This window comes from Nannocystis exedens, assembly GCF_002343915.1.
In the GTDB taxonomy this organism is placed as follows: domain Bacteria; phylum Myxococcota_A; class Polyangia; order Nannocystales; family Nannocystaceae; genus Nannocystis; species Nannocystis exedens.
In genome coordinates this window covers 614,472-627,707 of the sequence record NZ_NETK01000001.1, presented here as the reverse complement: position 1 = coordinate 627,707, position 13,236 = coordinate 614,472, and the positions used below count along the sequence as shown (strand labels likewise).

Genomic DNA, 13,236 nt, shown 5'->3' with positions numbered 1-13,236 from the left:
TACACCATGAACGACGCCACCAGCATCCTCCCCGAGCACAACAAGGTCACCGAGCAGCTCGCCCGCCTCGCGCACCGCCTGAACGAGCTGCGGAGGCATCTTTGACTACGACGGCAAACGCGAGAAGCTGGAGGAGCTGGACGCTCAGACCGCCGATCCGGCGTTCTGGGGCAACAGCGAGCGCGCCCAGGACGTGCTGCGCGAGCAGTCGACGCTGAAGAAGGTCATCGCCGACCTCGACGACGCCAAGACCCGCTACGACGACGCGCAGACGCTGTACGAGCTCGGCCGTGAAGAGGGCGACGAGGCCAGTATCCGCGACGCCTGGTCGGCGCTCGAGTCGCTCGACCAGCGGATCGGCAAGATGGAGTTCCGCCGCATGTTGTCGGGTCCGCACGACGACAAGGGCGCGCTCGTCACCATCAACGCCGGCGCCGGCGGGGTCGACAGCCAGGACTGGGCGCAGATCCTGATGCGCATGTACATGCGCTGGGGCGAGCGTCACGGCTTCAAGGTCGAGGTGCTCGACCTCCAGGAGGCCGAGCAGGCCGGCATCCGCAGCGCCGAGCTCGAGATCACCGGCGAGTTCGCCTACGGCTACCTGCGCTCGGAGATCGGCGTGCACCGGCTGGTCCGGATCTCGCCGTTCGACGCCAACGCGCGCCGGCAGACCAGCTTCGCCAGCGTGATGGCGCTGCCCGACCTCGGCGACGAGGAGTTCGACATCGAGGTCAACGAGGCCGACCTCGAGATCGACACCTTCCGCTCGAGCGGCGCCGGCGGTCAGCACGTCAACAAGACCGACTCGGCGGTGCGCCTGCGCCACTTGCCGAGCGGCATCGTCGTCGCCTGCCAGGTCGAGCGCTCGCAGCACAAGAACAAGGCCACGGCGATGCGCATGCTCAAGGCCAAGCTGTGGGACCTCGAGCAGCAGCGCCGCGAGGCCGAGCGCGAGAGCCTGCAGGGCGAGCGCAAGAAGATCGAGTGGGGCAGCCAGATCCGCTCGTACGTGCTGCAGCCGTACCAGCAGGTCAACGACCACCGCACCGAGCTCAAGAGCTCGGCCGTCCACGCCGTCCTCGACGGCGACCTCGACGAGTTCATCGAGGCGTACCTCCTGCAACAGTCGCAGTCGTCCGCGGAAGCGCCGTCGTGAGCCGAGCCCGTCCCGCCGCGTCGTCCCGGTCGGAGGCTCCGCCGAGCCTCCACTGGCAGATCGCGTGGCGGCACCTGCGAGCGGGTGACCGCCCGCCGTCGTGGGCCTGGCCGGCTGTCGGCCTGGCCGTCTACTTGCTCGTGGTCGGCGGCGGCTTCGTGCTCTACGCGCTCTACGGCTTCTCGCCGGTCGAGGCCGGCCTGCCCGAGCGCGTCGCCCTCGACTCGAGCCTCGTCGGCCTCGGCTTCGACCCGACGGCCGACCTGCCGCCGCCGGCCCAGGCCTACTTCGGCGTCCTCGGCGCGATCACCCTGCTGCTCGGCGCGGGCCTGCTGCTCGGCGCCGTGCTGTCGCTGGTGTTCACGCTGCTCGCCACCGTCATCACCGTCAGCGTCATGCTCGGCTGCATGGCGCTGGTCGTGGTGCTCAGCCTCATGACCGGCCTCGAGCTCGAGCTGCGCGACAAGATCCTCGGCCAGCGCGCGCACATTCGCGTGGCGGCGGCCGACGGCCGGCCGTTCGCCGACTACCGCGACCTCGCCGAGGCGATCGCCGACAAGCCGGGGATCCTCGGCGCCAGCCCTTACCTACAGGGCGAGGTCATGGTCCGCAGCGGCTTCCAGCGCCAGGGCGGCATCCTCCTCGGCATCGACCCCGAGCTGCACCGCAGCGTGTCGAACCTGCCCGACATCCTGCGCGAGGGCGACTACGAGTTCCTGGCCCACCCGGAGAAGATCCCGGAGTCGGAGTTCGGCTTCGAGATCACGCCGGTCGAGCCGCCGCCGGCGCAGGTCGACGCGGACGAGCCGAAGGAAGGGGAGGGCGCCACGGCCCTGCCTCATGTGACAGGCGCGGAAGGACATGTCCCCGAGGACAAGCCCCAGCTCGTCGACGACGACCCCGACGAGGGCTGGGAGGACCCGGAGGTCGAGATCCCCGCGCTGCGCAAGAAGGGCGCGCTGCCGCCGGCCAAGCCCGAGCCGGCCGAGCCCGAGCCGGCCAAGCCCGAGCTGGTCAAGCCCGGCGCGGTGCCGACCTCGCCGGCCGCGGCGATCCCGACAATCCCGCGCAGCCCGTTCGGCATCGTCCCCGCCGGTGAAGAGGACGAGGGCTGGGAGGATCCGGAGGTCGAGATCGGCAAGCTGCGCGCGTCGGGCAAGCTGCCGCCGGCGCAGGCGGCCGCCGAGGTCCAGCCCGAGCCTGCGCCCGAGGTCGAGGCCGAGGTCGAGGAGCCGCCGGCGCGGGCCGCCGTGGTCGACGGCCTCTTGATCGGCGCCGAGAAGGCCAAGGAGCTGGCGGCGCGCACCGGCGATCAGGTCCAGCTCATCACCCCGATCGGTCGCATGACCCCGGCCGGCCGGATCCCCGGCGTCATGGCCGTGCGGGTCGCCGGGGTGTTCGACGCCGACCATTACGACTACGACCGCTGGCTGGTGTACGCCTCGCTGCCGGTGGCGCAGGCGTTCCTGCGCGCCGGCGATCGCGTCACCGGCCTCGAGGTCAAGGTCGACGACCTCGAGCAGCTCGACGTCCGCCGCCAGGCCGTGCAGGACGCCGTCGACGCGGCCGGCCGCGACGACCTCATCGTCCAGGACTGGCAGGAGCTGAACCGCAGCCTGTTCTCGGCGATGGCGCTGGAGAAGATCGCGGTGTTCGTCGCGCTGCTGTGCGTGATCCTGGTCGCCTCGTTCGGCATCCTCGGCTCCAACTTGATGAGCGTGATCGAGAAGTCGAAGGAGATCGCGATCCTCAAGACGATGGGCTGCACGGACACGCTGATCCAGCGGATCTTCATCTCCGAGGGGCTGTGCCTCGGCATCCTCGGCGGCTTGCTCGGCATCGCCACCGGCATCGGCCTGTGCGGCCTGCTCGATCGCTTCGGCCTGCCGCTCAGCGGCTCGCTGCAGAGCTTCGAGCAGCTGCCGGTCGCGATCGACGCCTTCGAGGTCGTGCTCGTCGGCGTGTCGTCGCTCGTCATCGTCTGGCTGTCGAGCCTCTATCCGGCGCGGATCGCCTCGCGCATGCGGCCGGTCGACGCCCTGCGACAGGCGGAGCGATGAGCCTGTCGCTGCGGGTCGCCTGGCGGCACCTGCGGGCGCGCCGACCGCCGGGCTGGACCCGGGCCGTCGGCGCCGCCGCGCTGGTGCTGGTCGCCGCCGGGACGGCGGCGGTCGTCTGGTCTTTCGGACAGCCGACCTCCGAGCCCGGCCTCGAGCTGTCGAACGCCGACCTCGCCTACGTCATCGGCAGTCTGGCCGCGGCGATCGGCCTGCTCGTGTTCAGCTTCGCCGCGACCGTCCGCGGCTTCACCTTGCTGGTCGCGATCACCGGCTTCTCGGTGGCCCAGGGCTGCGCCGCGCTGGTGCTGGTCCTGAGCCTGCTGGGCGGCCTCGAGGGCGACCTGCAGCGCCGGCTGCTCGGACACCGCGCGCACCTCCGGATCGCGCCGCCCGCCGGCTCGGAGATCGTCAACCCCGAGCCGCTGGTGAGGCGCGTGCAGGCGGTGCCCGACGTCGTCGGCGTGAGCCCCGAGCTCGCCGGGCCGATCATGATCCGCAGCGGCTTCGGCCGCGCCGGCGTCAACCTCGTCGGCGTCGACCCGGTGCTGCACGCGGCCGCCTCCGGCCTGCCGGACGAGGTCGTCGAGGGCGACTACGCCGCCTTCCTCGACCCCTCGCGGCTGCCGCGGCGCCCGTTCCCGGTCATCGAAGCCGCCCGCGTCGCGCCGGAGGATGGCCTTTCGGATATGGCGAATGAGACAGGTCCCGAAGGCCCTGTCGAGGCGCCGCCCGCCGCGGACCACGAGGCCGAGGCCGAGGTCGTGGACGAGGGCGACGACTCGGGCGGCTGGGAGGACCCGGCGCAGGAGATCCCGCGGCTGCGCGCCGAGGGCAAAATCCCGCCGGCACGCGCCCCGGGGCCGCCGCCCGCGCCCGAGGAGGATGACGGCGGCGGCTGGGAGGACCCGGAGCAGGAGATCCCGCGGCTGCGCGCCGAGGGCAAGATCCCGCCCGCTCGGCCGCCCGTGGTCGAGGAGCCGGCCGACGCGGAGCCGTCGCTCGCCGACCAGCTCCCGGCGCCCGAGGACTCGCCGGCCGCCGAGCCCGCGGACGACCTGCCCGGCGAGGACGACCCGCGGACCGTGCCGGTGCTCCTCGGCATCGAGCTCGCGGCCGAGCTCAGCGTCACCGCCGGCGATCCCGTGCAGCTGATCACGCCGGAGGGCCGGATGACCCCCGCGGGGCTGGTGCCGGGCGTCCTCCAGGCCCGCGTCGCCGGCGTCTACGCCACCGGCGTCTACGACGACGATCGCGACTACGCCTACGTCCCGCTGCCCGACGCGCAGGCGTTCTTGCGGGCGCCGGGCGCGGTGACCTCCATCGCCGTCCGCCTGGGCGACCCCGACGCGCTCGCGGCGGCCAAGGCCGGCGTGGTCGGCGTCGCCGGCCCGGAGCTGGTGGTCGAGGACTGGCGCCAGATCCACCGCGGCCTGTTCTCGGCGATGTTCCTCGAGAAGGTCGCGATGTTCGTCGCGTTGCTGTTCGTGATCCTCGTCGCGGCCTTCGGGATCCTCGCCACCAACATGATGAGCGTCATGGAGCGGTCGGCCGAGATCGCCATCTTGAAGGCCATGGGGGCCCGTGATCGCCTGATCGCCCAAATCTTCGCGCTCGAAGGAATAATCGTCGGCGGCGTCGGTTGTGTCGGTGGGATCGCCGCGGGTCTGGCCCTGTGCGCGTGGTTCAGCGAGCGCGGCATCCCCTTGCGCAGCGACGCCTTCACCCTCGAGGCGCTGCCGTTGCGCGTCGATCCGTGGGAGGTCGCGCTCGTCGCTGCCGCCGCGCTCGTGCTCGTGAGCCTGGCCAGCGTGCTCCCCGCGCGTGCCGCGGCGGCGCTGCGGCCCGTCGACGGCCTCCGGCGCGGCGAGTGACCCGCGACTCGCATTGACAGGGGAATGGGGCGCGTCTAGGGTTGCGCCGGCAACGGCCCCCCATGAGCGCGAGTGCTGATCGAGCTGTAAGGCCCGCGGCGGCCAGCCCCGCGGGTTCTGTGGCGCCTGGCGCCACGCCGCTCGTGCGCGTCGTCAACATGGTCAAGGAATTCACGCACGGCGCCCAGGTGCTGCAGGTGCTGCGAGGCGTCGACCTCACGCTCGAGCCGGGCGAGATGGTGACCATCATCGGCGCCTCGGGGGCGGGCAAGTCGACCTTGCTGCACTGCCTCGGCACGCTCGACCTGCCGACGCGCGGCAGCATCTTCTTCGGCGACACCGACATCACGCGCCTGTCGCCGCCGGAGCTGGCGAGCTTCCGCAACCAGACGATCGGCTTCGTGTTCCAGTTCCACCACTTGCTGGCCGAGTTCACCGCGCTGGAGAACGCGATGATGCCGGCCTTGATCGGGCGCGTCGCCGTGAAGGAGGCGCGCGAGCGGGCGGGGGAGATGCTCAAGGCAGTCGGCCTGTCACACCGCCTCAACCACCGGCCGGGCGAGCTGTCGGGCGGCGAGCAGCAGCGCGTCGCCATCGCCCGCGCGCTGGTCATGCAGCCGGCGCTGCTGCTGGCCGACGAGCCGACCGGCAACCTCGACACGCGGACCAGCGACGAGGTGCACGACCTTTTGTTCCGCCTCAACGACGAGCGGAAGATGACGCTGCTGATCGTCACTCACAACATGGAGCTGGCGCGCCAGGTGCCGCGCCGGATCCGCATGGAAGACGGGCGTCTCGTCGACGATCAGCGCGGCCCAGGCCGCGCCGGCGACGAGCGGAGCGCCGCGAAAGCCCCGTGACGGAGCGTCGTTTTCACAGCTCCGCTCGCGGAGAGGCGCTTCGCGTGTGGCTGGCCCGCCGCCCCTGGTCCCGCGCGCTGGCGTTGCTGGTGTCCGCGCTGCTCTGTCTCGTGGGACAGGTCGCGGTCGCCCTGCCGAGCATGGCCGACATCGGCAGCGAGTTCTTCTTCCGCGCCGCCGCCGCCGGCGTGCCCCAGGAGCTCTACGGCCAGCCGATCGTCGACATCCGCTTCGAGGGCAACCGCCGGGTCGAGAGCGAGGCGATGATGCTCGAGCTCGAGAGCCACATCGAGGCCGTGGTCAACCCGCGCAACCTGGCGACCGACATCAAGCGGCTGTGGGGCCTCGGCAAGTTCGACGACATCCGCGTCGAGGGCGAGCTGACGCCGTCGGGCGTGGTGCTCACCTACATCGTCAAGGAGCGGCCGACGATCCGGAAGATCGTCGTCGAGGGCAACAGCAAGATCAAGCTCGACGACATCAACGAGCAGCTCGACCTCAAGCTCAACGCGATCCTCGACGTCGGCGCCGTGCGGGCCAACGTCGAGAAGGTCAAGCAGCTCTACGTCGAGAAGGGCTTCTTCCTGGCCGAGGTGACCTACGGCCTGCGCCCGGTCGAGGACGAGATCGGCAAGGTCGACATCCAGATCGTGATCAGCGAGGCGGCCGAGACCATCGTCCGCAAGATCACCTTCATCGGCAACCAAGCCTTCACCGACGACGAGCTGCGCAAGCACATGATCACGCGCGTCGGCGGCTACCTCAGCGTCGTCACGAAGAAGGCCGGCGGCGTCTTCAACAAGGAGGCGTTCGCCGGCGACTTCCAGATGTTGAAGCAGTTCTACACCGACAACGGCTACCTCGACGTCAACGTCAAGGACCCGGAGCTGAGCCTCAGCCCGGACCGTCGGTTCGTCTACGTCACCGTCCCGGTCGACGAGGGCCCGCAGTATCGCGTCGGCAAGATCCGCGCGAAGGAGGTCCTCGGGCGCGGCGAGCAGGCTCTCTACAACGAGAACGTCCTGGCCGACTCGATCACCCCCGTGATCAAGGAGGGCGACGTCGCCTCGATGGGGAAGATCCAGACGATCATCCAGGACATCGAGCGCCGCTACAAGGACGCCGGCCACGCCTACGTCAACGTCATCCCGGACGGCCGCCAGGACCGCGAGAACCTCAAGCTCTACATGACGCTCGAGGTCGGCAAGGGCCCGCTCGTCTACGTCGAGCGCATCAACATCAGCGGCAACGACAAGACCGCCGACAAGGTCATCCGCCGCGAGATGGCGCTGCGCGAGGGCGACCTCTACTCCGAGAGCGGCAAGGAGCAGTCCGAGTTCAACGCGATGCGGCTCGGCTACTTCAACCAGGTCACGATCTCGACCAGCAAGGGCAGCGCCGAGGACAAGATCGTCCTCAACGTCGAGGTGACCGAGCGCCTGACCGGCACGTTCCAGGTCGGCGCCGGCTTCAGCACGATCGAGAACTTCGTGCTGCAGGCGCAGATCCAGTACGACAACTTCCTCGGCCGCGGCACCACGGTGACCCTCGTGGCCCAGATGTCGAGCCTGCGGCGCCTGTTCAACCTCGCCTACATCACGCGCTACTTCCTCGACTCGCGCTGGAACTTCTCGTTCAACATCTTCAACTCGCGCAACGTGTTCCCCGGGTTCTCGCGCGAGAGCACCGGCGTGCGCCTGTCGTGGGGTTACCCGATCCCGCGGATCCCGAACCTCATCCTGTTCGCCGGCTACTCGTTCGAGTACATCAAGGTCGGCTTCGGCAACTTCGGCTCGTTCGGCGGCTACTACGGCGGCGGCGCCGGCCTGTTCACCGGCGGCGCCTACTCGACGCTCTACAGCGGCCAGGCCCTGATCTCGAACCTCTTCAACAACGGCATCACCTCGGCGATCACGGCCAGCCTCCGCTACGACACGACCGACAACTACCTGTTCCCGACCGAGGGCATGCGCCACGAGATTCGGGCCGAGTTCGCCAACAAGTACTGGGGCTCGCAGAACCGGTTTAACCGCTACGACGCCAACTTCCGCTTCTACTTCCCGATCATCCGCAGCAAGCAGGCGTTCCGCGCCTGGCTCGTGTTCAAGACCCGCCTGCAGGTCGGCTTCATCCACAGCCCGCAGGACAAGGGCGTGCCGGTGTTCGAGCGTTACTTCCCCGGCGGCATCTTCGGCGACGGCGGCATCCGCGGCTATCGCCTGCGCAGCCTCGGCCCTGCGATCAAGGTGCTCGGCAGCTCCGACCCGACGGCGACCCTCATCCCGTACACGATCGGCGGCAACCTGCTGACGGCGTTGAACCTCGAGCTCGAGTTCATGATGGTCCCGCCCGCCAACATCAAGGGCGTGGTCTTCATGGACATCGGCAACGCCTACAACACCGAGCCGCTGTACTGCGTCGAGGCCAACCCGGTCGAGCAGCCGAAGAGCGATCCGTGCACGCTCTTGCGCCCCGGCGCGCCGGGCTTCCTCAAGTCGCTGCGCCGCTCGGTCGGCTTCGGCTTCCGCTGGCAGTCGCCGATCGGCCCCCTGCGGTTCGAGTGGGGCTTCCCGCTCGACCGCCTGCCGCCCACCGAGTTCTATTACGGCGACGAGCCGGTCGTCTTCGAGTTCAACGTCGGCAACAGCTTCTGAGAACCCCGCCAGGACCGGGTTTGCGGCGCGCCCAGCGGCAAATCGGGTGAGCTAGGCCACACCCTGACGGCCGCTCCAGGTCGCCAGGCCGCATGAATGCAGCTGTAAGTCCCCGCGTCCGAGGCCAGCCCGGTTGCCCCCCTGCGCGGCGCCGGCTAAGGTCCGCCCGTTATGCCCTCTACCTCGCGCGTTCTCCTCCTCGCAGCGGCTATGACGGCCGGCGTGCTCGGCGCCTCCACGGTCGCCGCCGCGCCGGCTGCCACGCTTAACGCCCTCAAACAGGTCGCCCTCGTCGACCTGCAGCGCTGCCTGCTGGAGACCACGCAGGGCACCAAGGGCAAGAAGGACCTCGAGTCGGTGTTTGCGAAGGGCCAGTCGCAGCTCGACAAGAAGACCGAGGACCTCAAGAAGAAGTACGAGGACCTGATGGCCAAGCGGGCGATGCTCTCCGACGAGGAGATCGCCAAGCGCCAGCAAGAGCTCGTGGTCAAGGACCAGGAGCTGCAGCAGCTCTACGCCCAGCTCCAGGAGGACGTGGCGACGAAAGAGGCGCAGCTCACCGAGAAGATCTACAAGAACGTCGCGGCCATCGTGAAAGACATCGCGGCGGAGGAGGGTCTTCAGATCGTACTGGTCCGCTCGCCGGCGACGGTCCTGTACGCCAACCCCAAGCTCGACATCACCAACCGCGTGATCGTCGCCTACGACAAGAAGCACAAGTGACTCACCTGAAGGATCGCCCCGCCATGTTCACCCCCCAGCGTCGTTTCGCTCGCCTCTTGTCCGCCGCCGCCGTCGCGCTCGCCTTCGTCAGCGGCGCCGGCTTCGCCCCGGGCGCCGTCACTCCGGCCCAGGCGACCATCCCGCAGATCCGCGGCGTCGCCGTCGTCGACATGCAAAAGGTCCTCGCCGACACCAAGCAGGGCCAGGCCGCCCGCAAGAAGCTCGAGGACAGCTCCAAGGCCAAGCAGGAGAAGCTCGAGCAGAAGCGCAAGAAGCTCGAGGCCGACACCGGCAAGCTCAAGAGCCTCCAGGGCGAGAAGCTCGCCGCCGCCGAGGAGGCGCTGCAGAAGGAGTACATGGAGATGCAGCAGATCTACATGACCATGCAGCAGGAGCTCACGCAGCAGGAGTCGCGTGTCCTCGAGGACATCTACAAGAACTGCCAGACGATCATCGACAAGCTGGCCGCCGAGAAGAACGTCGACCTCGTGCTGATCCGCGAGGACTCGACCGTGCTGTTCGTCGAGCCCGGCCTCGACATCACCGCCGAGCTGGTCAAGCGCTACAACGCCAAGTACCCGTCGTAAGCCGCTTCCGTTCGCTCGTCCCGGGCTCGCGCACGTCGCTGCGCGCCCGGGCGTTCGCGTTTAATCGCCGGCGTGGCGCTCGCCCCGGCGCCGCGGTGGGCGCGGCCGCGGCGGCCTGATAAGCTGGGCGTCGACCGATGCTCCTCGACGCCGTCCAGCTCCAGAAGATCCTGCCGCACCGGTATCCCTTCCTCTTCATCGACCGCGTGCTCTCGGCGACCCCGAACGAATCGATCGTGGCCCAGAAGCTGGTGTCGATCGGCGACCCGATCCTGCAGGGCCACTTCCCGAACTATCCGATCCTCCCCGGCGTGGTCCAGGTCGAGGCGATGGCGCAGGCGGCCGTCGTGCTCGCCAACCTGTCCGGCGTGTTCGACCCGGCGCTGCACAACTGCTTCTTCATGGGCATCCAGGAGGCCAAGTTCCGCGCCCCGGTGGTGCCCGGCGATGTGCTGACGATCGAGGTCAAGGCGCAGCGCCTCGGCCGGATCGGCAAGTTCTCCGGCGAGACCCGCGTCGGCGAGCAGGTGAAGAGCTCGGGCGTCTTCACCGCGATCATCGAGCCCAAGCGCAGCGACGCCGGGGGCGCGGCGTGAAGATCCACGCGGTGTGCCTGGCGCTGCTGCTCGCATCCTGCGCACAGCGGGACGTCCGCGGCCTCGCGCGCGCGAGCGAAGGCGCCGCCGGTGCGGTTCGTCGCGGCGACGCGAAGGAACTGTCGAGCCACGTGCTCGTCGGCGCGCGCGCGCGCGTCGATTACGCGGCGATCCTGGGCGACAAAGCGGCCCGCCAGCGCTGGGCGAAGACGCTGAAGAAGCCGGCGGAGATCCGCCCGCGGGCGGTGGTGTTCCTCGCGCCCGACGCCCCGGTGGACGTGCGCTGGACGCCGCGCGGCTGGGTGTTCGCCGAGGACCCGACCCTCGTGTACGACCAGTCGACGCCCCGCGCTGCGCTGCGGAGCCTGGTGCGGGCGAGCCTACAACGCCGCTGGGACGTGCTCCTGGGCCTCGCCCCCGAGCGCTACCGGCTCGGCCTGTCGGAAGACGATCTCCGTGCCGCCTGGACCGAGGGCGAGCATGCGGACGCCTTGCAGACGGCCCGCGATCGCCTCGCGGCTCGGCTGGGTGATCGCATCGTCGCGGACGCGCACGAGGCCGTCCTCGACCTGGGAAACGCCGAGGTCGCCCGACTCGAGCGGGAAGGCACCCGCTGGGTCGTGGTTGACTTCTGAGTTTGTCGCGACGAACGCCCCCAGGCAAGGTCGTCAGCGCCGCCTGGACTCAATTCGAGCGTCGTAGACCTGGCTCCGGTGTACGCCTGACGCACACTGGAACAGCGCTCAACGGCGCGAAGACAATTCTTGCCAACAAGCGTGGCGGCGTTAGTCTCAAACGTAAGGTGGCGAACCAAGAATTCAGGCGCTCCGAACCGGATGGTGGGCACATCAGGGTCGGAGCTGCGTGTGGAACGAGCCACCTCGTTCGTGGGGAGGATTGGTACTCCCCGCGGACCGGCGGTGCAAGCGCCGCCCTCGTGAGCTTTGAAACAAACGGCCCGGTAGCTTATTCGGATTTCTGGCGAAAAAGGCAGGTGTTCATGCGACCAGCCCTCGAGAAGCAGAAGCAGGTCCCTAGCAAGAAGATCCCGGGCAAGCGGACTCCGACGCTGCAGATCGAGCTCGAGCTGCCGCGTGTACCCGCCGACGAGCTCGATGAGCGGCCGTCGTCGCCGGAGCCGTCGGAGCGCGGCGTGGCCATCGTCGACTTCTACGTCTGAGGAGTTTTTTCGCGCGAGGTTCGGGGTGCTTCGGGGCCGAGGCACCCCGAAAATTTTTCTCTGCGGCCGTGCGACCTCAACGCTGTAAATCTTCGCCAGACGCTCCGTACCGGCCGTTGTGTGCTTCCCGCAGAGGAAGCCCCCTGGTAGCGTGGAGCACATGGCGCACGAGATCGAAGCAGCGGTGGATTCGACGGTGGTCCAGGACGATGCCGAGCCCATGCGGCACTCGGGTTTTCGGCTGGTCGTCCTGAACGGCGAGCTCCGCGGCCGCGAGATTGATGTCACCCAGGATGTCGTCCAACTCGGCAAGTCACGCCAGTGCGACGTGGTGTTGCCCGACGAGTCGGTGAGCCGGATCCACGCGGAGATCCGGCGGCAAGGCGACAGCTATCGGGTCCTGGATCAACAGTCCACGAACGGCATGTTCATCGGCGGCGTGCGGGTCAGCGACGGCTTCCTGCGCCCGGGCGATGTCCTGGGGCTCGGCAAGGTCCAGGTCCGATTCATGCCCAGGGACTCGCGGGTCGAACTTCTTCCTAGCGAAGCCGACAGCTTCGGTCCGGTCTGCGGACGCAGCCTTGCGATGCGCAAGATCTTCGGCGTCCTCGAGCGCGTCGCGGGCGCCGAAGCGACCATCCTCCTGGATGGAGAGACAGGTACCGGTAAGGCCCTGCTCGCTCGGGCGATCCACGATATGTCGCCGCGGCGCGACGGCCCCTTCGTGGTCGTCGACTGCGGTGGCACGGCCGCGGCTCAACTCGAGGTCGAGCTGTTCGGCCACGAGGACCGGCGCGGCGCCTTCGAGCTCGCGCACGGCGGCACGCTGGTGTTCGACGACATCGGCGAGCTGCCCGCGGACCTCCAGCCCAAGCTCACGCGCGCCCTGGAGAACGGCAAGGTCCGCCGCCACGGGGTGACCGACGAGCTCGAGGTCGACATCCGCGTGCTGGCCACCGCGAGCCGCGGGCTGCGAGAGCAGGTCAAGTCGGGCGAGTTCCGCGAGGACCTGTACTTCCTGCTCGCCGTCGTCCACATCGAGGTGCCGGCGCTGCGCGACCGTCGCGAAGACATCCCGATGCTCATCGATCAGTTCTCGCGGCGCCTGCCTCCGGGCATGTGGCGCGCGCCTGGCCCCGAGGCCATGGCCCGCCTCGTCGGCTACGACTGGCCCGGCAACGTCCGCGAGCTCCGCAACGTGGTCGAGCGCTCGGCGTACCTGTCGCCCGACGGGGTCATCGACCTCATCACGACCGGCAACCTCGGGCGCGCCGGGCGCGAGCAGCAGGTCGCGTTCGACCCGACCCTGACGTTCCGCGAGCAGAAGGAACGCGCGGTCGAGCTGTTCGAAGAGACCTACCTGAATTGGCTGCTCCAGCGGGCCGAGGGCAACATCTCGCGGGCGGCCCGCGAGGCCGATATGGACCGCAAGTACCTGCACAAGCTGCTGCGCCGCTACGGGATCGACGCCAAGCAGTTCGCCGCCGGGCGGGGCGGGGCCGCAGGCGGGCACAGCGACAACAGCGACCCGGGCGTGTCATTGGCGTAA

Annotated in this window: 11 protein-coding genes; all 11 read left to right on the top strand. The window is 69.3% G+C overall.

All coding sequences use genetic code 11. The features are described from left to right. Positions 1–6: 6 nt before the first annotated feature. The 11 genes from prfB to NAEX_RS02295 all read left to right on the top strand — a co-directional run bounded on the left by prfB (position 7) and on the right by NAEX_RS02295 (position 13,236). Positions 7–1,156, top strand: a protein-coding gene (prfB, locus tag NAEX_RS02345; protein ID WP_096325890.1) for a peptide chain release factor 2 whose coding sequence is annotated in 2 segments (ribosomal slippage) — positions 7–93 and positions 95–1,156 — 1,149 coding nt in all. Because the reading frame shifts where the segments join, the coding sequence is not laid out codon by codon here. Next, positions 1,153–3,216: an FtsX-like permease family protein gene (locus NAEX_RS02340; protein ID WP_143140396.1), complete on the top strand. Its 2,064-nt coding sequence runs from the start codon at positions 1,153–1,155 to the stop codon at positions 3,214–3,216. The genes prfB and NAEX_RS02340 overlap by 4 nt, the downstream gene beginning before the upstream one ends. Beyond that, positions 3,213–5,087 carry an FtsX-like permease family protein gene (locus NAEX_RS02335; protein WP_096325888.1) on the top strand — a complete coding sequence of 625 codons (1,875 nt, stop codon included), beginning with the start codon at positions 3,213–3,215 and terminating at the stop codon, positions 5,085–5,087. Before NAEX_RS02340 ends, NAEX_RS02335 begins: the two co-directional genes overlap by 4 nt. 158 nt (positions 5,088–5,245) lie before the next feature. Next, positions 5,246–5,947, top strand: coding sequence for an ABC transporter ATP-binding protein (locus tag NAEX_RS02330; protein WP_245913935.1), 702 nt, complete (start codon positions 5,246–5,248; stop codon positions 5,945–5,947). A 44-nt stretch (positions 5,948–5,991) separates the two neighbouring features. Further along, positions 5,992–8,601, top strand: a complete 2,610-nt coding sequence (bamA, locus tag NAEX_RS02325) for an outer membrane protein assembly factor BamA (RefSeq protein WP_096325886.1) — start codon at positions 5,992–5,994, stop codon at positions 8,599–8,601. A 222-nt stretch (positions 8,602–8,823) separates the two neighbouring features. Then, positions 8,824–9,324 carry an OmpH/Skp family outer membrane protein gene (locus NAEX_RS02320; RefSeq protein ID WP_170135386.1) on the top strand — a complete coding sequence of 167 codons (501 nt, stop codon included), beginning with the start codon at positions 8,824–8,826 and terminating at the stop codon, positions 9,322–9,324. 23 nt (positions 9,325–9,347) lie between these two features. Continuing rightward, positions 9,348–9,911: an OmpH/Skp family outer membrane protein gene (locus NAEX_RS02315; RefSeq protein ID WP_096325884.1), complete on the top strand. Its 564-nt coding sequence runs from the start codon at positions 9,348–9,350 to the stop codon at positions 9,909–9,911. A gap of 137 nt (positions 9,912–10,048) precedes the next feature. Further along, positions 10,049–10,507, top strand: coding sequence for a 3-hydroxyacyl-ACP dehydratase FabZ (gene fabZ / locus NAEX_RS02310; protein WP_096325883.1), 459 nt, complete (start codon positions 10,049–10,051; stop codon positions 10,505–10,507). Continuing rightward, positions 10,504–11,142 carry a hypothetical protein gene (locus NAEX_RS02305; protein WP_096325882.1) on the top strand — a complete coding sequence of 213 codons (639 nt, stop codon included), beginning with the start codon at positions 10,504–10,506 and terminating at the stop codon, positions 11,140–11,142. Before fabZ ends, NAEX_RS02305 begins: the two co-directional genes overlap by 4 nt. 365 nt (positions 11,143–11,507) lie before the next feature. After that, complete coding sequence (locus NAEX_RS02300; RefSeq protein WP_143140395.1) at positions 11,508–11,687, top strand: hypothetical protein; 180 nt, start codon at positions 11,508–11,510, stop codon at positions 11,685–11,687. A gap of 160 nt (positions 11,688–11,847) precedes the next feature. Further along, positions 11,848–13,236, top strand: coding sequence for a sigma 54-interacting transcriptional regulator (locus NAEX_RS02295; RefSeq protein ID WP_245913588.1), 1,389 nt, complete (start codon positions 11,848–11,850; stop codon positions 13,234–13,236).

Excerpts from the sequence above, each read along its gene's own strand:
- NAEX_RS02335 (WP_096325888.1), top strand. The coding sequence starts at position 3,213 with ATGAGCCTGTCGCTGCGGGTCGCCTGGCGGCACCTGCGGGCGCGCCGA.
- NAEX_RS02330 (WP_245913935.1), top strand. The coding sequence starts at position 5,246 with ATGGTCAAGGAATTCACGCACGGCGCCCAGGTGCTGCAGGTGCTGCGA.
- NAEX_RS02315 (WP_096325884.1), top strand. The coding sequence starts at position 9,348 with ATGTTCACCCCCCAGCGTCGTTTCGCTCGCCTCTTGTCCGCCGCCGCC.
- fabZ (WP_096325883.1), top strand. The coding sequence starts at position 10,049 with ATGCTCCTCGACGCCGTCCAGCTCCAGAAGATCCTGCCGCACCGGTAT.
- NAEX_RS02300 (WP_143140395.1), top strand. The coding sequence starts at position 11,508 with ATGCGACCAGCCCTCGAGAAGCAGAAGCAGGTCCCTAGCAAGAAGATC.
- NAEX_RS02295 (WP_245913588.1), top strand. The coding sequence starts at position 11,848 with ATGGCGCACGAGATCGAAGCAGCGGTGGATTCGACGGTGGTCCAGGAC.